The following is a 20,781-nucleotide window of genomic DNA, read 5'->3' as shown; positions in this document are numbered from 1 at the left end:
AAATGCCCTTATTTCTTCTTGAATTCTAGGTAGACCTCTTCATTCGGCGCACCGGTGCTCGCCTCCGAGGTTTTCAATGTAATATTAAGCTGCGGCACACCGCTACCATTGACGATCCGGCTGGCAATCCCGCTCAGGCGAACATTCAGGGCTTCGCCGGTACTTTGGGTTACGTTCACCTTTTCATTCACCTCAAAATTGTCCTGCGCGGTCGATTTCACTGTCGCCAGGGGATATTCCTGCGTCAGGTTAATGGTGGTCCCGGAAACCGTAATCTTGGTTTGCTTGGTGTATTTAATGCTCAACTGGTTCTTCGCCTCGGTGGTAATGTCCCACTTGTAATTGGTGGTAATCCCGCCTTCGACAGTGATCGTTTCATAAACTCCTACAAAGCTCGTTGCATAATCCGTTTCCGGCTCAGGGTCCTTCTTGTCATCCTTGCAAGCGCCCATCAGTACTACCAGACAACAAAAAATCAGCTTTTTCATAGTTCAATTTTAAGAGTAAACAATTTTCAAATATAAACACGCATCCTAAATTTCCTACTATAACGGCACTGCCCCGAGATACGCATATCGGCGCAGTAATTTATTCATTCCGAAGTATTTCAAAAAGGCAGCCGACCGAGATCAACATTGCCGCCCGAGATGATGATACCGACCTTTTTACCCTCAAAAACAGCCTTGTTCTTTAAAACTGCCGCAATAGATACCGCTCCGGAAGGCTCCACCACCATTTTCATGCGCTCCCACAAATAGCGCATCGCCTGAACGATCTCCTCGTCCGAAACCGTAAAAATGTCGGTCACTTCGGATTTGATGATCGGAAATGTCTTGTCGCCCAGGTGCGTAAGCAAGCCGTCGGCAATGGTATTGACATAAGGCGCCTTTTCGATTTTATCGCTTCGGAAAGACAATACGGCATCCGCCGCGCCCTCGGGCTCGCCCGCGTACACCCTCGTGTGCGGGGAAAAAAATTTGGCCGATAATGCGGTACCACTCAACAAGCCGCCCCCTCCCACCGGCGCGACGAGCGCGTCCAGGGTAACGTCCACATCTTCCATCAGCTCTTTGGAGGCCGTCGCCTGCCCGGCAATCACTTCGTAGTTATTGAATGGGTGAATGAAAGTCGCGCCCGTGCGTGCGACGATCTCATCGACGGTCTGCTGCCGGTCTTCGGGTGTGTTCTTGCAAAAAGTAATGGTAGCCCCGTAACCTTCCACCGCCGCTATCTTCACTTTCGGCGAATTTTCGGGCATGACAATGTAGCATTTCGCTCCTACTTTCTGTGCCGAAAACGCGATCGACTGCGCGTGATTACCCGATGAATGCGTGATCACGCCGTTCGCCAGTTGCTCTTCCGATAGCGAGAGCACCGCATTCAGCCCGCCCCTCGCCTTGAACGCGCCGATCTTTTGCAGGTTTTCGCATTTGAAAAACAATTCCGCGCCCGACAAATCATTCAGGAATTGCGAAGTGAAAACGGGAGTGTGATGAATGTAAGGTTTGACGAGCTCGTGGGCAGCCTCGATGGTTGCTCTGGTCGGTACAGTTCCTGTCATGTTGGTGTATATTATGAAAATTGTTCCTGCAATAAAAAGAAAAAGGGCCCGTCTTGTTACCGACGGACCCTCATCTGAAAAGTTTCTCAGTTAACCTTATTTACCAGCATTGGGTGTGTAAAGGTTGAAGAACTGATCAAGTTTCGGTGTAATGATGATCTCGGTACGGCGGTTCAGGCTGCGGTTAGGCGCTGAATCGTTAGCCACTTTGGGGAGATATTCTCCACGGCCGCCAGCGATCATACGAACCGGCTCAACTCCGTATTTCTTTTGCAGTGTACGTGCCACCGATGTTGCACGCAATACGGAAAGATCCCAGTTGTCAGCCACTTTATCCGTCGCGATAGGTACATTATCCGTGTGACCTTCGATCAGGATTTCGATTTCTTTGTAGTCGTTCAGGATTTTCGCCACTTTGGAAAGTACGGTCTCAGCAGCGGAGTTGATCACAGAGCTTCCCGATTTGAACAACATCTTGTCGGAAAGTGAAACGTAAACTACGCCTTTTTTCACTTCGATCTGAACGTCCTCGTCGCTTACGTCAGCCAATGAACGTTTCAGGTTCAGTACCAGCGCCATATTCAAAGAATCTTTGTGCTGGATGCTCTTGTTCAGGTCGCGGATCTGGGCACCTTGCTGGTCCATCATCGCGAGCGACTTCTTGATGCTTTCCGAACCTTCTTTCGAGATTACCGAAAGATCCGACATACGGTCAAGAAGGTTGTTGTTATTCTTTTTAAGGAATTCAACCTGTTCTTCCAGCTCCTTCATTTTGGCGTTTTTGCTGGTGAGTTCGTCATTCTTTGCCTTCAAATCATTATTCAAGCTAGCAGTTCTGCTGTCACAATCATTCAGGTCGGCTCTTGCTTTGTCCAGTTGGATTTGGATCTCATTGGCTTGCTTCTGTGCGGAAAGCAATTTTTTCTTGCTGGCACATGAGCCCAGTACAAAGAGCATGGCAACGGCTAAAAGCGTTTGTTTCATAATCGTCTTAGGGTTGTTAAAAATAGATAAACACTGTTAAGTAAAACATTTGGTAACTACACTGATCGCTATCAATAATCGAGCCACAAACAATTAAAGTCGCCGCCCGGGGTGCTTTCAAAACGCGAAATTACAAAAAAAGGGAACAATGTCCCAGAGACATTTTCCCTTTTTCACAATGTAATATAGGATATTAGCTAGTATGGCATCGCCCAAAATGGATTCCGGTGTGCTTTAATACTATCTCGGATGTGGCTTGCAATAAGCTCCTGGTATTGTTTGTTATCGATCTTGCGCCCTTTCAACTTTTTGGGCAGACTGATATCCTCTTCCGCCACCGGCTTCAATTTAATTTCCGTTGCCGACACCACGATCTCGCCGTCATTAATTTCGAGTTCGAGGATCATGCCCGGCAAGCCAGAATAAAGCTCGGGCCCGCCCGAAACCGCGAGATCGTTGGCAAACCATGCGGTGATCTTCTGACCTTTGATCGTGTCTTCGGTCACGGCCATCATACACATCCGGCCTGCCACCTCCTTGATTTTGTTCATTACTTTCCAGGAAGGCGCCTTCAGTGAATCTTCCACGATGTAAGTTTTGCCAAGCATACCGATGATATCCGTCCGCTTTTCCTTTTCGAAATTACGGTAGATCTTATAATCAGTTTTTGTCCATGACCAGCCGCCTTCATTCTCCTCCACTTTCGGATAGCTGTAATAACTCTGCTTTTCGTTAAAAAAGAGCGTCATTTTCTGCTTGTATTCATCGTCGTTGCCCCACGTTTGTTTGATCCGGTCTTTCTCTTCATTGCTCAGGTAGCTCAGCCGCGAATAGATTTTCGTCCAGTGATATACTCTTTCGTAGGTAATCTCCCCTTCCAGGTTCTGTGCCAAAAGCGGCGCGGAGGTCGCCAAAAGGATAATCAATATTCTAATTGCTCTCATTGTTTCAGTGATGTAGGTAATGTTAAAATCCGGAACGCTTTACAGAAGCCGTCATCCCCCTCATATTGTAGGTAAAGCTCAGCATGAAATACCGCGACAATGTCGCCACACGACGTTCCGAGTAATAATTCTGGTTAGCATTCTGAGTGATACCCAGGTTTCTTTTGAAAACGTCGTTGGCAGTAAGGCGAATTTCGCCCTTTTTGTTTTTAAGTATCAATTTATAAACTGAAAGGGTCAGGATCGGCACCTGCTGGTTGAAGCCGAACTGGTCGTTTTTGAAAGTCCGGTAATTGAGGCGGCCGTTGAAATAGATCTCTTTCGGCATCTTGATATTCATGTCGGCATTATAGTTCGCATTAAGGATCTTCTGGTTCTGACTGGTATTGATGGAATACTTAGTGTCGCTGATATTCCAGTTTGCATTGGTATAAAGCGTGAACACATCGCTCGGCGTCAGATCCAGACGCGCACCGAAGTTGTACCCGTCCGTTTTCGTTTCATTTTTGACATTGTTAATATAAGTCAGGTTATTACTGAAGTTAATACCTGTATTTACACCAAATGTCGCCTTCGTTTTCTTCAACGGGAACCCGAACCCGATGTAGGTACCGTAGTTGTTCCCGCCGCTGATGTTCATGGGCTTGGTAGTTGTCACCAGGTCCTCGCTGATCGTCCGGTTGTACACGATCTGATCCTCATTATAGTTATAGAACGCATTGATGTACAAGTTGGTGAAGCTCGCCGGGTTGAACATCTGGAATCCACCATACACATTGTGCGTAGTTTGCGGGATCAGGTCGGGGTTACCTTCCACGATATAAAGCGGGTTGCTGTTATCGACGATCGGTTGCAGGTCGGTGATCGACGGCTCACGTACATTCAGGCCGTATTCCGCATAGAGGTATTTGTTGTTCTTCAGGCTGTAATTCAATGAAACGTTCGGTACCAGCTTTTTGAATGTCCGGTCGACGCGGGTCATATTCGTCTGCGATTCGTCGAGGGCGAACTTGCCTTTCAACTCAAATTGTACGCCCGCAAGTCCCAGCGCCAGGTTCAGGCCCTTGTGCGAATAACGCACGCTCGTTCCAAGGCGGTTAAAGGTAAAGTCGTTGGTATAATAGCGTGTCAGGAATGGATTCACCTTGTCCACAGTTCCTTCGACATCGAAAACATCCCTGTCGACCTTGTCTTTCCGCATGCTGTAATTGTAAAACGTCTCCCAGAAAAACTTTTTGGCAAAAGGCTCGACATATGACAGGCTGCCTTTGAAATTCCCGCGGGTACTTTCGGTTTGCTGCAACTGGTTGATCACGCTGTTCTTGGTAGAATCCTGCAAGAAGAGGTTTACCGAGTTCTGGCGACGGTCCTCATCCGAATTATTAATATTATAACCCACGCTGGCGGCAAAGTTCCGTCCCTTTTTCTTGAATTTGTGACGGTACAACAGCAGGTTGGCCATTGCAAATGAGTTGTAATCGCTCAGGTTATTCACGTCCGACCGGTTGGTCAGCATATTCTCATTACGGTAAGACCTCGTCTCGCTCGAATACTCGTTGTCTCCCGAATTGATCCGCGAGTTACTAATCAGGATGAGCGTATTGAGCGAGTCGATATTATGCTCGAAACGGAATGCGGGGCGATGGTTACCTGTAAATCCGAGTGTTTTGTTCTTCCCGTCGGTCAGGTAGGAATCGTTGTTTGTCAGGAAGTTTTCCGAACTGGTTTGTACATCGGTAATCGAGCGCGTCGAATTATAGAAATAGCTGGTACTCAGCTTGGTTTTCTTGGTATCGAAGTTGTAATTGGCTCCGCCCGCAAAGTTTTTGGTAAAACCTTCGGAGCCCTGGCCACCCCAGTTTGGCTGGATCGTAATGTCGTCGCCACCATAGTAGCGCCCGCTGCTGAAACCGAAATCACCATCGTCGCCCCAGTTGAACGACTGGCTGCCTTTGAAATCCTGGTAATCGTTCCGCGCAATGCCCGACTGGTTGGTATTGTTCCCGAAACCCAGCACGGCAAACTGCTGTTTGTCGTCGAAACGGTTGTAGCTCACCTTCCCTTCGAGCCGTGAATCCGTTCCCACGCCTGCAACGGCTTTACCGAAACCGCCCTTTTTGTGACTGTCCTTCAATTCCAGGTTCAAGGTCTTTTCGCGCTTGCCATCGTCCACACCGGTGGCTTTGGCCTGTTCCGTTTTGCCATTGAAAACCTGCACTTTATTGATCGCCTCCGCCGGGAGGTTCTTGGTCGCCATCTTCGGATCGTCGCCGAAAAAGCGCTTACCGTCTACCGTTACACGTTTGATCTCCTCGCCCTGTGCGCGGATGTTACCGTCGCCGTCCACCTGCACGCCCGGGAGCTTGCGAAGTAGGTCTTCCACCGAAGAACCCGGCGGTACTTTAAATGCCTTAGCGTCAAACTCCACCGTATCGCCCCGTATGCTCAACGGCGCGCGGGCGGTTTTGATCACCACTTCGTACAATTCCTTTTGCAAAACCTTCATTTTGGCCTTGCCAATGTCTACTACATCCTTACTTTCCGGGTTTACCACTTCCTGATAAGGTACATACCCCACATAGGAGACCTTAAAAATGTAGGTGGCGCGTTTGAGGTTCTTCATTTCGAACGAACCATCTTTGGCGGTCCTTCCGAAGTTGACGAGCGAGGAGTCCTTGGGTAACAGCAACATGATCGTCGCTTCGGGCAATACCGTCCCGGAAGTGTCGGTAACGGTCCCTTTTAATGTAAATCGCCCTCCGGTCTGCGCGTGCGCAGTAAGCATAGGAAGGCATAACCATAACAGAAGTAGGATTTTTTTCAAGGCTAGTTTATGGTGGTTATGTGAGTAGAGGTTTGTAACTGAGGTTCTACATTTTTGCAATTATAGACAATGCAAATCAAGTTTACAACTAAAAATATAGTTAAAACCCGGTTTTATAAAGAATTAAGAATTATTTAACTTTTATTAAGAATTACAACTGTGAAAGTAGTCCTTTTGGTATATATAAGTTACTTTAATCCTATAAATTTTTTGTTAAATTCTTTCCGGCTGGATTTCATTGACCATATTTGCCCTTTAGTTGTTATTGTTTTAGTGTTGAAATGAAAAGTATCGGAGTAATATCGGACACACACGGCTACCTGGATGAACGCGTTTTCGATCATTTTGCCAACTGCGACGAAATATGGCATGCAGGCGATATAGGCTCGCCGGAGATCGTGAGCCAGTTACAGGCGTTCAAGCCAACCCGTATTGTTTTTGGAAATATAGATACCCCTCAGGTACGCGCGCTCACATATGAGAACCTGCATTTCGAAGTGGAAGGGTTCCGGGTCTGGATCACGCACATAGGCGGTGCACCTCCGCGTTACAACCCGCAGGTAATGCCCACATTGAAATCGAATACACCCGATATCTTCGTCTGCGGCCATTCCCACATCCTCCGGGTGATCCGCGACAAGTCTTTGAATAATATGCTATACATCAACCCCGGCGCAGCCGGACGTGAAGGATTCCACAAATTCCGCACATTACTGCGCTTCAACCTCCACGAAGGGCTGATCAGTCAGATGGAGGCGATTGAGTTGGGGAAGCGGGGGGCGGTAATTAATGATTGAATTTTGAATGAGTGAATGAGTGAATATTTTAACGTGAATAATTTTAACTGGTGAGTTTTGATCGAACTAGTATTCAAGAATATTCATTCGGTCATTCAAAATTCACACATTCAATCATTCAATCATTCAATCATTCAATCATTCAATCATTCAATCATTCAAAACGTCACCCTAACCACCTTCGTCTCCGCCCCGCGCTGCAATTCTGCCTCGACGGTTTGCCCTTTTTCGTGTTTCCCGAGGATTTCCATGTAGTCGTAAATCGTCCCGATCGGTTCGCCGCCGAGTTTGGTGATGATGTCACCGGCTAATATGCCCGCTTTTTCGGCTGGGCGTGCTTTGGATACGCCGTCGATCTTCAAACCTTTGCCGGTGTAGCTGTAATCCGGCATGACGCCGAGCGTTACCTTGAAATTGCTGGTCGTGTTGCCCGAATGCGGGTTACCGGCCGTCAGGAACTCCGGTTCGGCTGTTTCCTTGTCAAGCCCTTCCAATAGTTCGGAAATCAATGTCAGGATGCCGGCTTCGCCTTCGTAGTTGATCTTGTCCGGATCGTCGGAAATTTTGTGATAATCGCCGTGTCCGCCCGTGAAGAACTGCACTACGGGAATGTTTTTGAGGTAAAACGAAGTATGGTCCGAAGCCCCTACCCCCGATGAATCGACGGTATATTTCAAGTTCTGGCGTTTGGCCAGGCCCGGGATCAGTTTGCCCCAAACCTTGCTCGTTCCCCAACCGGAAACGATAATTCCCTTTTGCGCATCGAGCCGGCCGATCATATCCATATTGATCATAGCGGAGAAACTGTTCAGCGGCAATGTTGGCTTTTCCACGAAATGCTTTGAACCCAGTAGCCCAAGCTCCTCTCCGGAAAATGTGATAAACAGGTAATTATGCTTCTCTTTCACATTGTTTCCGGCGAAATACCGCGCCAGTTCCAGCACGCCGGAGGTTCCGGAAGCATTGTCGTCGGCACCGTTGTGGATTTTATTCTTGCTGTCGGGCGAAAGTGAGCTACCCTGGAAACCCTTGCCCAAATGGTCGTAATGCGCGCCGATCACGATGGTTTTCGGGGCACCATTGTCCAGAAACCCGACCACATTCCGGCCCGTCAGATCGTGCGCCTCGCCATCGATGGCAAACGAAACTTCGAAAGGTTGGAAATACCCTTTCGTTCCGGCAGGTTTCAGACCGATTTCCTTGAAAGCCGCCGCAATGTAATTGGCCGCCCGGACTTCACCGAGGCTCGCCGTCCCGCGGCCTTCGAGATCGTCGGAAGCGAGGTATTCGATGTGTTTACGGATAGGCGCAGTCGGAAACCGTTGTGCGAATGCGTGGGACGCGCACGCGAGGGCGAGCAGGGCCGCGAAAATGTTTTTCATTATAGTACCTCCTGAATATCTGTCAAAAACTTCCGCACCCGCAGCAAACGCTGGATCAGCAGCTGGGATTCCTCCTTGCGACGCAGTTGCTCCCGCGTGCCTTTGATGGTACGCCCCTGCTTGTCGCGCTGGTTCATGATCTTGCGGATGATCTCGATGTCGCGCTCGGTATAGCGCCGTCGGTTGCGCGAATCGCGCTTGGGGTTGAGCTGCGGAAATTTCTTTTCCCAGAAGCGCAGTGCGGAAGGCTCGCAGCCCACCATTTCAGCAACCTCGTTGGTGTCGTAATATAATTTGGTATTCGGTTCCATAGGTTCAAAGCGGATATTACAAAGATAATCGCGCTCGCTGTTAAACCCGGTTTTCCGACAAATTTTTGATTTTTTCCAAAGCCGTTCCGGCGAACTCCTCCGACGAGGCATAATAATCCCGCCCGTCGGGCAGTACGGAAAAATCGCCGATTTCCAGTTCCAGAAGTGTTCCGGCCTCCACCTCCGCGAGCCGGTAACGGTAACCGATGTCGTAATGCGAAGGGGATTGCTCCCATTTCGATACGTACAGCGAAAAGACGAGCAGCTCGTTCGGTTCGTAACCCGTGACGACGAGCCTCGTCATGCCGGACCAGTCGATTACCTTGCCCAATTCGAGATAGTAGTCTTCGAAATCATTAGGCAGATCATCCCATTGCCTGATATACTTGGGCGCGATCAATACTTCCCACACCTTTGCGACAGGTGCTTCAATGGTAATTTTTCGGGTGACTGTAAGCTCCTGTGCCATAAACCGCTATTTAACGTTCTGTTTTTCGTTGAACAAAAAACTGTGCCGTGTCAGGTATACCGATATTTACTAATTGTGAAGAAAAAAAACACTTTTCGTTATCTTTCCTGCCCCGACACGGTTTTGCCTATTTCGGTGTCAAAGTATTAAATAACGCTTAAATAACTCACCAATTCTTATCCGAATGGTACAGGAACAAGGCGCGGGCCGCGTCACTCGTGAATCCAAATTGAACAGTATCCAGGTTCTGAGGGGCATTGCCGCATTGTACGTCACGGTTTATCATTTAAAAGAAGTGATACCCGCGGACGCCGCATTCCGGAAAGAGATCGATTTTATCGCTGGATCGGGACCGGCCGGAGTAAGCCTTTTCTTTGTGATCAGCGGCTTCATTATGGTGTACATCACCCGCAATGCCGCGCCATCGGGGCAAAACATTTTCCGCTTTACAGCCAAACGGCTGATCCGTATCTGGCCTGCATACGCGGTGATTACATTAGGCTATTGCCTGCTCCACAGCCGGATCACACCTAACCCCGAATGGCCCTCCGAGCTTTTGCGAAGCCTGCTGTTTATTCCCCTATCCAATACGCCGGCCCCGTTTTACGGTTATGCAACGCTGAATGTCGGGTGGAGCCTGAACTATGAGATCTATTTTTACCTTTTGATATCCGTTTCCATGTTCTTCGCGCGGCTCCGCTGGTACGCATTCTTTCTGATGATCGCAGTCACGCTGGTAGGCATTCCAATCTATTATAATGCTTTTACTTTGAAAGCCGATAAAATGCAGGATCTGGGCGCCCCTTACCTCAATATGGTGACCAACCCGATCATCTGGAACTTCGTATGCGGGGTATTTCTCGGACTGGCCTATTACCACGATGCATGGCATAAGCGCATACGTGCTTTTCTTGCATTGAAAATGGTGGCGCCTACGCTCCTTTGCCTGGCCATCTGGCAATTTCTTTCCGGCTTCCTGGGTGGTTTCGGGCCGCTGGAATGGGGATTAGGCTCTTCGGCGATTTTTGCCGTATTCGTGTTTCATTACCAGGAACGCATTCGCGAATTTCCGTCGTGGCTGGTCGGTCTCGGCGATATGTCGTTTTCGATCTATCTGCTGCATGTCCCGGTGGTCGTCGGATTGGGCTTCCTGTTCCGCAAGCTGGGCTTTCCGGTTTACGGCGAAGGCACAGCCATGTTTTTACTCTCATTAGCCCTGACACTCATTGCTTCGCGGCTATCTTACGAATATATTGAGCTAAAACTCACTTCTTTTTTCGGCCAATGGCTCCGTGAAAGTAAAAGGGTACCGGTGAAGGAACACGCCGGCAGCTAGTTTACCGCAGTTTAACGTCCTCTACCGTCTTGTAGGCATTGTTGGTGATCTGCCGGGGGTTCTGCGACCAGAGCCGTTTCATGAAACCGGCGTAGCGGCCCACGACATATTCCTCGGGATAGCTCAACCGATGCCCATCCAGGTTTTCATAGTTCAGCTCCAAAGGCATTTTAAACTTTTTCAGCTGATCCGCAGCCACTCTCGCCCCTACCATTCCGGGATATGTGGGGCACGAAAGAAATGTACCTCCGTAATACGGCAGCACATTATCTCCTATCCGCTGGAAAAAGACCGTAGGCATGGCATTCGATGCATTGATGAACTCGCTTCTGAATATCCCGTAACCCGTTTGCGTGAGCAGCGCCCGCACCCGGAAAGGACTGTTTTCGGCCTGCGGGTCGAGGCGGCCCAATGCTTTGGTGATACCTGGCGCAAGTGCCTCGAAATCGGCCTCATTCATATATACCAGCGCGGAGACGGTAATCGCTCCCGCGCTGCTGCCCGCCAGCATGATCTGCCGCGTATCGATGCCGAACTGCTCGGCGCGGTCCACAAAATAATGGAGCGCAGTATAAGTGTCCTGCACGGCCCGGTACACGGCGCGTACCGCTTCCTGGGCATTACTGCCGCATGCAAAAGATTGATTGGCACCATCGAACCCCAGCCGGTAATTGATCGCCGCCGCCGCGTACCCGCGTTGTGCGAGCCCGCGTGCCAGTCCCATTTCATTCTCCAGATCCCCGAACAGGAATGCGCCTTCATGCACCATCAGCACAAAAGGCCGGTATTGCAGGGGATCTTTGTCCGGAGCGACGAACTCGTAGTTCAGCACCGTGGCCTTCCCGCGGTAATCGGCCGCCGTGTCAAAAATGCCTTTGCTTGTTTTCAGGCTGACGTCGGTAAAAATCTTGTCGGTGCCGAAGCGGGCGGTATTCGCGAGGGAAGAATCGGGGTTTTTGGCCGGGATAGTGTCGATGATCACCGTATCCGGCTTGTTGGGCAGCGTCGTATCAGGTCCACCCTCAACCGGGTCTGGCCCCGCGTAACGGCAGCTTAATATGATCCCGATCAATATAACCAGACCATATGTCCGGTAAAGTTGCTTCAACATTTTCAGGGTAAATAGTACGGGTACTTGCTCATCGGTTCGTGGTAACGCAGCGACAGCCGGGTTTACGATACCCGGCTGTCCTATATTATTGCCGGGATAATCTTCCTACGAAAATACGCTGTTTTCACTTCAAATGTGCCAGCTCCCGGACGCGATCGACCTAATTATTTACATTTTTTCTGATGCTGCTCGAATCTGTATTGGTATCTTGTTCCGGCTGATGATAGAAATACCCTTCGGTTTTGTTCTTTTTAGCCACATCCGCCTTTTCTTTCTCTGTGTTGCTCGCCTGCATGCGCTTCCCGCATGAGATCACGATCAGGAACATGACGATCCCGGTAACGATGCCTGTGAATATGCTCTTTTTCATGATTGATACCCGTTTAGTTGTTGATTTCAAAAACGGATATCTACAAAAAATGATACCAGCGGCAAGCCGACATTACACCACGGAAATGCTTCTGGTACGGTTTTTACAATGGCACAGATAGTCACCCACTATATGAACTCATGGATATTATCTTTTTTCTCAAAGCAATCGGCAACCTTCTTTTCGCGGCGATACTGCTGCTGGCGGTTGCGTGCTCGTCTGCATTTTCGGTATTGACCTACATGTTCCGCGGTTCCCGGCCTTCGGTAGCGGGGATCAGGAACTTCGTTAGAAAAAAATATACCTCGCGCTAGCGCCTACGAAAGCAGATTTTGCCGCAGGAGGAATTCCAGCTGGCCATTTACGTCGATCAGCTTTTCGATCAGCTCTTTGTTTTCCTCCCTGAGATGGAAGATTTCGTAGGCATTCTTGATAATAATGCGGAGCTGCTGCTCGTCCCAGGGCTTATTGAGGTAATAATAGATGTGCCCCTTGTTCACAGCGTCGATCACCGCGGTAATGTCGGTATAACCCGTGAGCAGGATACGCACCGGGTCGGAGTAATCCTTTAAAACTTCGATCAGGAAGTCGACACCCGTCATTTCGGGCATGCGCTGATCGGTAATGATCACATGGACGACATTGTGTTTGAGAAGTTCGAGGCCTTCCCGTCCCGACGTCGCGATTAAAATATTGAAGTCTCTCCTGAAAGCGGCCTTGAACGAGTTGAGGTTGTTGATTTCATCGTCCACATACAGTACGCTTATTTTTCCTTTTTCCATCCTGAATACTTGGTGCTTGGCGGGAGCAGCGACCCCACCACTCCCTAACTAATTGATAATATTATAATATTAATTCTATATCCGCATCAATAGCCACAGCACTTTCTACAAATTTTTTATACGATACATCGGCGCAAGCTTCTGCTAATAAGGGAATTTTAAGGGCTTATGTCCAAATATTTTGCCCCCCATTGAACCAGAGGTTAGTTTTACAAAAATAAATTCAGCAATTTGTGTAATTATTGAAGCGAGTAAAATGCGTGAATATACGACATTCACGGAACGCGCTAGCCGGTCCGTTGAATTTTATACGAAGATCGACAACAATTTTGTGATTTGTTTAATCAGGGCGAGCCCCGTTGAAAGATAGCCTTCACAATTATTCTAAAATGTACCACGACACAGGGATTAACTATATCTACAAACCGGTTTTCATCTCCAAAGAGCGCTACGCAGATAAAGATAAGTTTCTTTCGTTCATCGAAGATTATCGCGGCAAGACCATCCTGGACTTATTTGCTTCCCAGAAAAAAGAACTCATACGTATCCGAAACCCCAGAAAACGGCTCACCGCCGTGGAGGTTGAACAGCGCTACACCGAATGGGCTGTGGGCAGGGAAGCCGACACGGAAGGCCACTGGATATACTACCCCTGGTCCGAACGACTTTTGCATGTCGTGGCGGAAGATGAATTCATTGAACTCAGGACCAGTAGGAACCAATACAAAATCACCCCCGCGGAGCAGCAAGAACTTTCCCGGCGTTCCATCGGCATCATTGGCTTGTCGGTAGGGCACTCCGTCGCATTAAGCATTGCCACCGAGCGAGGATGCGGAAAACTGAAACTGGCTGATTTTGACACCATTGAACTGAGTAACCTTAATCGTATACGCACGGGGCTTCACAACATCGGCATCAACAAATGCATTGTTACCGCCCGTGAAATTGCCGAGATCGACCCTTTCCTGACGATCGAATGCTTCACCGAGGGCATTAACAAAGAAAACCTGGACGGATTTTTGCTCGACGGCGGCAAACTGGATATCCTTGTCGACGAATGCGACGATATGGCCCTGAAAATCAGCTGCCGGGTCCGCGCTGCCCAGCTGGCGATACCGGTCGTCATGGAAACGAGCGACCGGGGCATGCTCGACGTAGAGCGGTTTGATCATGAACCGGAACGGCCCATTTTTCACGGGCTCCTGGAAGGTCTCCCGTTGGAAAAATTCGAACAGGTCCCGGAAGAACAGCGGCTTCCGCTCGTTCTGCGGATCGTGAATGCAGTTAATGCATCGAAAAGAGGCAAGGTTTCGCTGGTGGAGATGGGACAGAGCATTGGTACATGGCCGCAGCTTGCCAGTGCCGTTACCCTGGGCGGAGGCGTCGTTGCCGACGTGTGCCGCCGCATCCTGCTTAATCAGTTCAGCGAATCGGGCAGGTATTACGTCGATTTGGAAGAGCTAATCGGCAATAAACCAGTCAAGGAGGAAGCGGTGGCTCCTGCTAATCCTTTTGAACCGTTCGACGTGCAAGAGGCAATTCGTATCGCTGATTCACTAACTATCGGAGAACGTTCCGAAGTATTGAATGAAGCTGATTTAAAAGAGATTGTAAACGCGGCATGCTATGCCCCTTCAACCGGAAACGACCAGCCCTGGAAATGGCTCTACCGGAATGGCAGGCTGCATTTGTTCCACGACCGCTACCGTTCTTATTCCTTCGGCGACTTTGACCAGATCGCATCGAACATCTCATTCGGGGCCGCATACGAAAACCTGGTCCTGAAAAGCAACGAACTGGGGCTGCATATCCGGTCAGAAGTTTTCCCGCTGGGACAGGAATCGACGCTGATCGCCGTCATCACTTTTACAGATAACAAATCGGAAGCGAATACTGCGCCGGTTTTTTCGCCACAGTCGGTATCGGTGATATTCGAGCGTACCACCAACAGGAACCCGTCTACGCCTGTACCGGTTTCTGCCGGGCAATTTGAAGCATTGCGGGCGGCCGCTGAAAGTGTGGAAGGAGCGCGGTTGCATTATTTCGACGACAGGGAACAAATGAAGGCCATCGCCGAAATTATCGGTGAATGTGACAGGATAAGACTTTTGAACCCGAATGGACACCGGGATTTTGTTCACAGAGAGATGAAATGGTCTCCGGCCGATGCCGAAAATTCCAGGGACGGGATCGATATCCGGACCCTGGGCATGAGCAGTGGCCAAATGGCGGCGCTTTCAATTATCCGGGACGAAGAAGTGGTCAAAGGATTAAAAGTCGTCCGGGGAGGCGGCGCGCTGATCGACGTTGCGAGAATTACGGTGAATACGGCATCGGCCCTGGGCATGATTACGATGCCAAAGTATGACTATAAAGACTTTTTTTGGGGAGGAGTAGCTATGCAACGGCTTTGGCTGAAAGCAGAAGAATTGGAATTTGCCGTCCATCCGTTAATTTCCCCGTTTTATTTGTTCCCCAGGGTAACCAGGGGCCATGGGGCCGACCTGGATGAAACAGAAAGCTTAAAATTGCTGGATTTGCGGGAAAAATTTATGAGACTCGTTCCGTTTGAGGATAATATTGCAGAAGTGTTCCTTTTCAAAATTGCCAGTGCGCCCAGGCCGGAGATAAAAAGTTACAGATTGCCGCTTGAAGAGACACTTTTTATCAAAAACCGTCAATAATAAATGGTAGCTCGCATTAAAGGATACCGCGCGTCGGACGACATCGAGACCAGTCTCAGATACGCGGATGGTCACCGAAAAGTGTTGGAGGCTTACGGGATAAAGCAGGTTACTTCGGCCGTACATAACTGGCTGGAAGATCCTAATACGTATGTGCTGATCGTTGAATCGGAAGATGGCAGCAAGATTTACGGCGGTACCCGTGTGCAGGTCCGCTCCCCGAACCTCAAATTGCCGATGGAAGATGCTATCGCCAAAATCGACAAAAAGATTTACAGCTACGTGGACGCTATCGGCGATTACAATGTAGCCGAGTTTTGTGGCCTTTTTAATTCAAGGGAAGTGGCCGGATATGGAATAGGCAGTTTATACCTGTGCAGAATCGCAATGGCAGTTTCCGGTCTCGTAGGGATTAAAAACCTTCTTGCACTATGCTCACCGATTACATTATTGATGAGCGAACGGATTGGTTTTGAAATCCTCAAAGACCTGGGAAACAATGGAACATTCTACTATCCCAAGGAAGGGCTCATCGCAACCTCACTCATCGCCAGGGACCTGGTGAACCTGCCTGTCGCAACGGATGAGGAAAGGGAATTGATTTTCAGCTTGAGAAAAAATCCAAAGCAAACGGTGACGGAAAATGGGCGCAGGGGAGAATTGACAATCATTTATGATATCGCCACATGGTTATAAAATTTTACAGACTATGCTTTCTGCTATTTACTTTGCTGGCTTTCGGGAGAATATCCTATGCCGGTGAAGTTGTCTTTTCGGGTAGCGACCTCTCCATTGGCGAGAGCGTGGATATCCTTGAAGATTCACTGGGGACTATGACCTTCCAGCAGGTCAGATCTTCCGGCCGCTTTGCTCCCAACGACGAGCAGACACCCAATTTCGGCCTCAGCAATTCCGCCTTCTGGATCAGGTTCACCCTCAGGAACGAAACGAAAGACCCCAATGTCTTTTTCGAGCTTGCCAACGCGCGTCTTGACTTTTGCACGATTTATAATGAAGAAAACGGTCAGATCTGGCAGGAAAGCATTTCGCTGAACGAACCCTTCACCGCCAGGGAAGTACAACACCAGAATACGGTTTTCAAGCTGAATATCCCGCCGGGCCAATCGAAAACATACTATCTCAAAATCCTCGGAAGCGAACAAATGGTGCTTCCGCTGATTGTGCGAAACGAAATGGACTTTTTCCGGTATGTGTTGAAGAACGAGGTCATCGCAGGTATTCAGATGGGTATCCTTACTGTAATGATGCTGTATAACTTCTTTCTCTATTTTTCGATCAGGGAAAGAAGCTATCTGTACTATGTGCTGTATATCCTCTTTATCGGTCTGACGCAGACGACCATCACCGGCTACACGTTCAAATACATCTGGCCCGACTTCCCGATGTTCAACGTTTATGCCATTCGCATTTTCCCGTCCCTGGCGGGGAGCTTTGCCGTACTGTTTATGCAAAATTTCCTGCATAGCAAGGAAAATTCGCCGGTGATCCATAAAGTACTGGCCCTCGTTTTCGTCTCCTACGGATTTGCAATACTCTTTAACCTTTTGGGGATACAAAGGCTTAGCTACCGGATTATTGACGTAACCGGGGTAACTGCCTGCCTGCTCGTTCTGGCGGTTGCGATCCAGCTTTCATTCAGAGGTTACCGTCCGGCTAAATTTTATCTTGCAGCATGGGTCATGTTCCTGATCGGCATCGTGTTGTACACGCTCCGCAATCTCAACCTCCTGCCTTACAACATGTTCACGAACTACACCCAGCAGGTAGGAGCAACCATCGAAGTTATTTTGCTTTCGTTTGCACTTGCGGACAAAATCAACATCCTGAAAAAGGAAAAAGAAGCTTCACAGGCCCAGGCGCTCCGCATTTCCATGGAGAACGAGAAAATCATCCTCGAACAAAATGCCTTCCTCGAAAAAAGCGTCAACGAACGCACAGCCGAATTACAGTTTGCCAATACGGAGCTCAACCTCACATTGACCAAACTGAAAGACGCCCAGACACAGCTGATCGACTCGGAGAAAATGGCCTCGCTCGGTCAGCTCACAGCGGGTATCGCGCACGAGATCAACAACCCGATCAACTTCGTAAGCTCCAATATCAGGCCGCTGCGGAGGGACATCGACGACGTACTGGAAATCCTCGATTCGTACGACGGCATCAGGGAAATCGACTCGATGGAAGGGCTTCAAGGCAAAGTAATGGAGATCGAACAGCTCAAAGAAGAGCTCGACCTCGATTACCTCAAAGCCGAGCTCGGCACATTACTTAAGGGTATGGAAGACGGTGCACACCGGACCGTCGAAATCGTAAAAGGTTTGAAGATATTCTCCCGCGTGGATGAAACCGACCTCAATCTGGTCAATATCAACGAGGGGATCGAATCCACACTCATCATCCTCAATTACCAGATGGGGAGCACGATCACCCTGATTAAGGAATTAGGCAATATCCCGAGCATCGAATGCTACGCAGGTAAGCTCAACCAGGTGTTTATGAACATCCTGACGAACTCGATCTACGCATTGCAAAAGGAGAAACACGAGGGTAAAACTCCGACGATCTGGGTGAAATCCTGGCTGAAAGATCCCGAAACCGTCGCAATATCGATCCGCGACAATGGTCCGGGCATGACGCCGGAAGTCCGCGCCAAGATTTTCGAACCGTTCTTCACCACCAAGCAGGTAGGCGATGGTACCGGTCTCGGGCTTTCAATTGTCTTTAAAATTATCGAAGTTCACAGCGGTAACATTCAAGTAAACACGGAAGTAGGAGAAGGAACAGAATTTTTGATCACACTGCCTGTTAAAACCAAAGTACGCCCAATCCCTGATTTTCAATGAGCGAAAAAGCTATAACCATTCTGTACATTGACGACGAGGAGCACAACCTGCATTCGTTCAAGGCTTCTTTCCGCAAGCAGTACGATATCACGATAACTTCATCGGTGGTAGAAGCGGAGCAATTGCTCGACGACAAGGATTTCTGCATCATCCTGGCCGATCAGCGGATGCCGGTCATGACGGGCGTACAGTTTTTTGAAAAGATCAGGACCAAATTCCCGAAGCCGATACGTATCCTCATCACCGGCCATACCGACATCGGCGCGGCGATCGACGCGATCAACAAAGGCGAGGTTTTCCGGTTTATCGACAAGCCGTGGGATTATAAATATGTCGAAAATGCAATTTCAAATGCATACGACATTTACAAAACCCGCGAGGACCTGAAACAACGGAATGTCGAACTGCAAAAGGCGAACGAGGAGCTCGACAAGTTCGTTTACAGCGCCTCGCACGACCTGCGCGCGCCCCTGATGTCGGTACTCGGCATCGTGAACCTCGCATTGCTGGAAGAAGACGTCAAATCGCAGAACGAATACCTGGAACTGATCCGCCAGTCGGTGAAGAAGCTGGACACCTTCATTATCAACATTATCGACTATTACAAAAATGCGCGGGGCGTACCTGTTGTAACGGACATCAGCTTCGAGGAACTGGTAACCGAAGTACAGGCTACCATCCAATACCTGCCCGAATACGGCAACCTGAAAATGACCACGGACATCCAGCAGGATGGCATATTCAATTCCGATGTGATGAAGCTGCGGATCATTTTCAATAACCTGATCAACAATGCGATCAAGTTTCAGGACAAGACCAAGGCGAACCCGTTCGTTCACCTGACCGTCAAATCAACGGATACCGACGCCCGGATCATCGTGGAAGACAACGGAACCGGCATTAAGGAGTCGGATCAGGATAAAATTTTCAAAATGTTCTACCGTGCCGGCGCTACCAACAGCGGCTCAGGGATAGGACTTTATATCGTACACGAAGCGATCGCCAAACTGGGAGGAGAAATCAGCGTAACTTCAAAAATCGGCCAGGGTAGTATTTTTGAAATCAACATTCCTTCTATTAACAAATAACCCGACATGGAGCCACTGCTTAACTTCTTTTTGATAGATGACAGCGCATTCGACCTGTTCATCTACGAAAAGTTATTGATCAAAAGCGGGATTACGAATTCAGTCAGAACCTTCAACTCGGCGCGCGACGCCCTCAAACACCTCATCGGCCAGGCCGACAGCCTCCCGGATATCATCATTCTGCTCGATCTCCAGATGCCCGACATGAACGGCTTCGAGTTCATCGACGAATTCGATCGGCTACCGGATGCCCTCCGGCAGAAAATCAGGATATTTATGCTTTCTTCGACCATCGACACGCGTGATATCGAAAAAGCCAAAGCCAGCGAGCATATTATCGACCTCTTACCGAAGCCATTGGAAATTCCTTTCCTTAAAAAGAAGCTGGCAATCTAAAACGCTTGTAGTATAATTTTTTTAGGAGATTAAAGTAACTGGACATGCCGCCTACCAGCCTGTCCTGGGTTTGCAGCCGTGTGTGACCTAAAAAGGCCTTTCGTGTGCATTTTTGAAGCGCTAATTGTCAAAAAACCTCTCTATCCGCTGATTGTCAAGCCAATAAGCTAACGGGCGTCATTTAACACACCTCCACAAATTGTCCTATAATGTAACAATCCGAACGGCCATTGCTCGAAACAATGTGCCGGAAGAACGCTATATGCCAAACCGAACTATAAGGTTTCAAATCAAGAATATGATTTTTCAAATATTAAAAGATTTTACAAAGGGTCGGGTACGTTCTTATTGCAAACTGTCCGACAACCAGTGTAAACCTTAACACAATGTTTTAATGAAAACTGATAGCAAAACCCTGGCCGAGATTTTGAAATTGCACGCACAGTACGTTAAAGAGGTTGAGTTCAGTGGTATCAAGCCCCTATCGATGGAGATTTACAAAACTAACTCCCACAATTTTGTACGCTGGATACAGGACGAATTTCACCCAGGCAGAAAACTACGCAAAGAGGCTTTGTCCTGAATTGCGAAAAGCACTCATTATACTCAACGTTTTAAGATCAGGCTGCCGGTGCATGGGAACACCGGCAGCTCTTTTTTTATAGCAGGTTGTTTGTTAAATTTGGGTAAACAATGGGTTACCCGCCCCTACCAGTATAAACGACATGATTTTCACGATATATAACCTGCTGAAAGGTCGCTTCTCCAAAGACGCCATCGAAGAAGCCAAGTCCAACGAAAAAGCGATGACCCGCCAGGAGGCATTGCAGCAAATGCGCAACATCGCCAGCCGTAAGTCCGGGAGCAAAAAAAACTGA

21 protein-coding genes are annotated in these 20,781 nt (G+C 48.8%); 10 read left to right on the top strand and 11 right to left on the bottom strand.

Annotated features, from left to right (window positions below; translation table 11 throughout):
- Nucleotides 1-8: 8 nt before the first annotated feature.
- From BMW93_RS17115 to BMW93_RS17095, 5 genes are all read right to left on the bottom strand, one after another.
- Nucleotides 9-488, bottom strand: a complete 480-nt coding sequence (locus BMW93_RS17115) for a hypothetical protein (protein WP_177194111.1) — start codon at nt 486-488, stop codon at nt 9-11.
- Between the two features lie 119 nt (nt 489-607).
- On the bottom strand, nt 608-1,561 hold the full coding sequence (locus tag BMW93_RS17110; protein WP_090378660.1) for a threonine/serine dehydratase: 954 nt from the start codon (nt 1,559-1,561) through the stop codon (nt 608-610).
- Nucleotides 1,562-1,657: 96 nt separating this feature from the next.
- Nucleotides 1,658-2,545 (bottom strand): OmpA family protein, encoded by an 888-nt coding sequence (locus BMW93_RS17105; protein ID WP_090378657.1) that lies wholly within the window; start codon nt 2,543-2,545, stop codon nt 1,658-1,660.
- Nucleotides 2,546-2,742: 197 nt separating this feature from the next.
- On the bottom strand, nt 2,743-3,489 hold the full coding sequence (locus tag BMW93_RS17100) for a GLPGLI family protein (protein ID WP_177194110.1): 747 nt from the start codon (nt 3,487-3,489) through the stop codon (nt 2,743-2,745).
- A gap of 22 nt (nt 3,490-3,511) precedes the next feature.
- Nucleotides 3,512-6,313, bottom strand: a complete 2,802-nt coding sequence (locus tag BMW93_RS17095; protein ID WP_310590241.1) for a TonB-dependent receptor — start codon at nt 6,311-6,313, stop codon at nt 3,512-3,514.
- A gap of 281 nt (nt 6,314-6,594) precedes the next feature.
- Here BMW93_RS17095 and BMW93_RS17090 point away from each other — a divergent pair, with 281 nt between their 5' ends.
- The gene (locus BMW93_RS17090) at nt 6,595-7,110 is read left to right on the top strand and encodes a metallophosphoesterase (RefSeq protein ID WP_090378650.1); all 516 of its coding nucleotides are present in this window, start codon (nt 6,595-6,597) and stop codon (nt 7,108-7,110) included.
- 158 nt (nt 7,111-7,268) lie between these two features.
- On the opposite strand, the gene BMW93_RS17085 is transcribed toward BMW93_RS17090, so the two are convergent.
- From BMW93_RS17085 to BMW93_RS17075, 3 genes are read right to left on the bottom strand one after another with little or no spacing between them, the layout of a single operon-like run.
- Entirely contained in the window at nt 7,269-8,492 is a 1,224-nt protein-coding gene (locus BMW93_RS17085; RefSeq protein WP_090378648.1) for a M20/M25/M40 family metallo-hydrolase, read from the bottom strand.
- Nucleotides 8,492-8,803, bottom strand: a complete 312-nt coding sequence (locus tag BMW93_RS17080) for a MerR family transcriptional regulator (protein WP_090378645.1) — start codon at nt 8,801-8,803, stop codon at nt 8,492-8,494. Before BMW93_RS17080 ends, BMW93_RS17085 begins: the two co-directional genes overlap by 1 nt.
- 40 nt (nt 8,804-8,843) lie before the next feature.
- Nucleotides 8,844-9,272 carry an SRPBCC domain-containing protein gene (locus BMW93_RS17075; RefSeq protein ID WP_090378641.1) on the bottom strand — a complete coding sequence of 143 codons (429 nt, stop codon included), beginning with the start codon at nt 9,270-9,272 and terminating at the stop codon, nt 8,844-8,846.
- Nucleotides 9,273-9,456: 184 nt separating this feature from the next.
- Here BMW93_RS17075 and BMW93_RS17070 point away from each other — a divergent pair, with 184 nt between their 5' ends.
- Nucleotides 9,457-10,608, top strand: a complete 1,152-nt coding sequence (locus BMW93_RS17070) for an acyltransferase (protein WP_090378638.1) — start codon at nt 9,457-9,459, stop codon at nt 10,606-10,608.
- Between the two features lies 1 nt (nt 10,609).
- Here BMW93_RS17070 and BMW93_RS17065 read toward each other — a convergent pair whose 3' ends face one another.
- Both BMW93_RS17065 and BMW93_RS17060 read right to left on the bottom strand, forming a co-directional pair.
- The gene (locus BMW93_RS17065; RefSeq protein ID WP_090378635.1) at nt 10,610-11,719 is read right to left on the bottom strand and encodes an alpha/beta hydrolase; all 1,110 of its coding nucleotides are present in this window, start codon (nt 11,717-11,719) and stop codon (nt 10,610-10,612) included.
- A gap of 160 nt (nt 11,720-11,879) precedes the next feature.
- Nucleotides 11,880-12,089, bottom strand: a complete 210-nt coding sequence (locus tag BMW93_RS17060) for a hypothetical protein (RefSeq protein ID WP_090378628.1) — start codon at nt 12,087-12,089, stop codon at nt 11,880-11,882.
- 140 nt (nt 12,090-12,229) lie between these two features.
- Here BMW93_RS17060 and BMW93_RS35480 point away from each other — a divergent pair, with 140 nt between their 5' ends.
- Nucleotides 12,230-12,403: a hypothetical protein gene (locus tag BMW93_RS35480; protein WP_177194109.1), complete on the top strand. Its 174-nt coding sequence runs from the start codon at nt 12,230-12,232 to the stop codon at nt 12,401-12,403.
- A 3-nt stretch (nt 12,404-12,406) separates the two neighbouring features.
- On the opposite strand, the gene BMW93_RS17055 is transcribed toward BMW93_RS35480, so the two are convergent.
- Entirely contained in the window at nt 12,407-12,871 is a 465-nt protein-coding gene (locus BMW93_RS17055) for a response regulator (protein WP_019940883.1), read from the bottom strand.
- A 389-nt stretch (nt 12,872-13,260) separates the two neighbouring features.
- On the opposite strand from BMW93_RS17055, the gene BMW93_RS17050 reads away from it, so the two are divergent.
- The 7 genes from BMW93_RS17050 (at nt 13,261) to BMW93_RS35475 (ending at nt 20,781) form a co-directional block, all read left to right on the top strand.
- Nucleotides 13,261-15,555 (top strand): Rv1355c family protein, encoded by a 2,295-nt coding sequence (locus BMW93_RS17050; protein WP_090378625.1) that lies wholly within the window; start codon nt 13,261-13,263, stop codon nt 15,553-15,555.
- Between the two features lie 3 nt (nt 15,556-15,558).
- Entirely contained in the window at nt 15,559-16,251 is a 693-nt protein-coding gene (locus BMW93_RS17045; RefSeq protein WP_090147616.1) for a hypothetical protein, read from the top strand.
- Nucleotides 16,242-18,419, top strand: a complete 2,178-nt coding sequence (locus BMW93_RS17040; protein WP_090378621.1) for a 7TM diverse intracellular signaling domain-containing protein — start codon at nt 16,242-16,244, stop codon at nt 18,417-18,419. The genes BMW93_RS17045 and BMW93_RS17040 overlap by 10 nt, the downstream gene beginning before the upstream one ends.
- On the top strand, nt 18,416-19,507 hold the full coding sequence (locus BMW93_RS17035) for an ATP-binding protein (RefSeq protein ID WP_090378618.1): 1,092 nt from the start codon (nt 18,416-18,418) through the stop codon (nt 19,505-19,507). Before BMW93_RS17040 ends, BMW93_RS17035 begins: the two co-directional genes overlap by 4 nt.
- Nucleotides 19,508-19,513: 6 nt before the next feature.
- Nucleotides 19,514-19,903, top strand: coding sequence for a response regulator (locus BMW93_RS17030; RefSeq protein ID WP_090378615.1), 390 nt, complete (start codon nt 19,514-19,516; stop codon nt 19,901-19,903).
- A gap of 394 nt (nt 19,904-20,297) precedes the next feature.
- A complete protein-coding gene (locus BMW93_RS17025) occupies nt 20,298-20,486 on the top strand; it encodes a hypothetical protein (protein ID WP_090378612.1) in 189 nt (62 codons plus the stop codon).
- 142 nt (nt 20,487-20,628) lie between these two features.
- The gene (locus BMW93_RS35475) at nt 20,629-20,781 is read left to right on the top strand and encodes a hypothetical protein (RefSeq protein ID WP_177194108.1); all 153 of its coding nucleotides are present in this window, start codon (nt 20,629-20,631) and stop codon (nt 20,779-20,781) included.

It is taken from the genome of Dyadobacter sp. SG02, assembly GCF_900109045.1.
In the GTDB taxonomy this organism is placed as follows: Bacteria; Bacteroidota; Bacteroidia; order Cytophagales; family Spirosomataceae; genus Dyadobacter.
The sequence above is the reverse complement of the archived record's forward strand: the minus strand, read 5'-3'. Positions and strand labels throughout refer to the sequence as shown.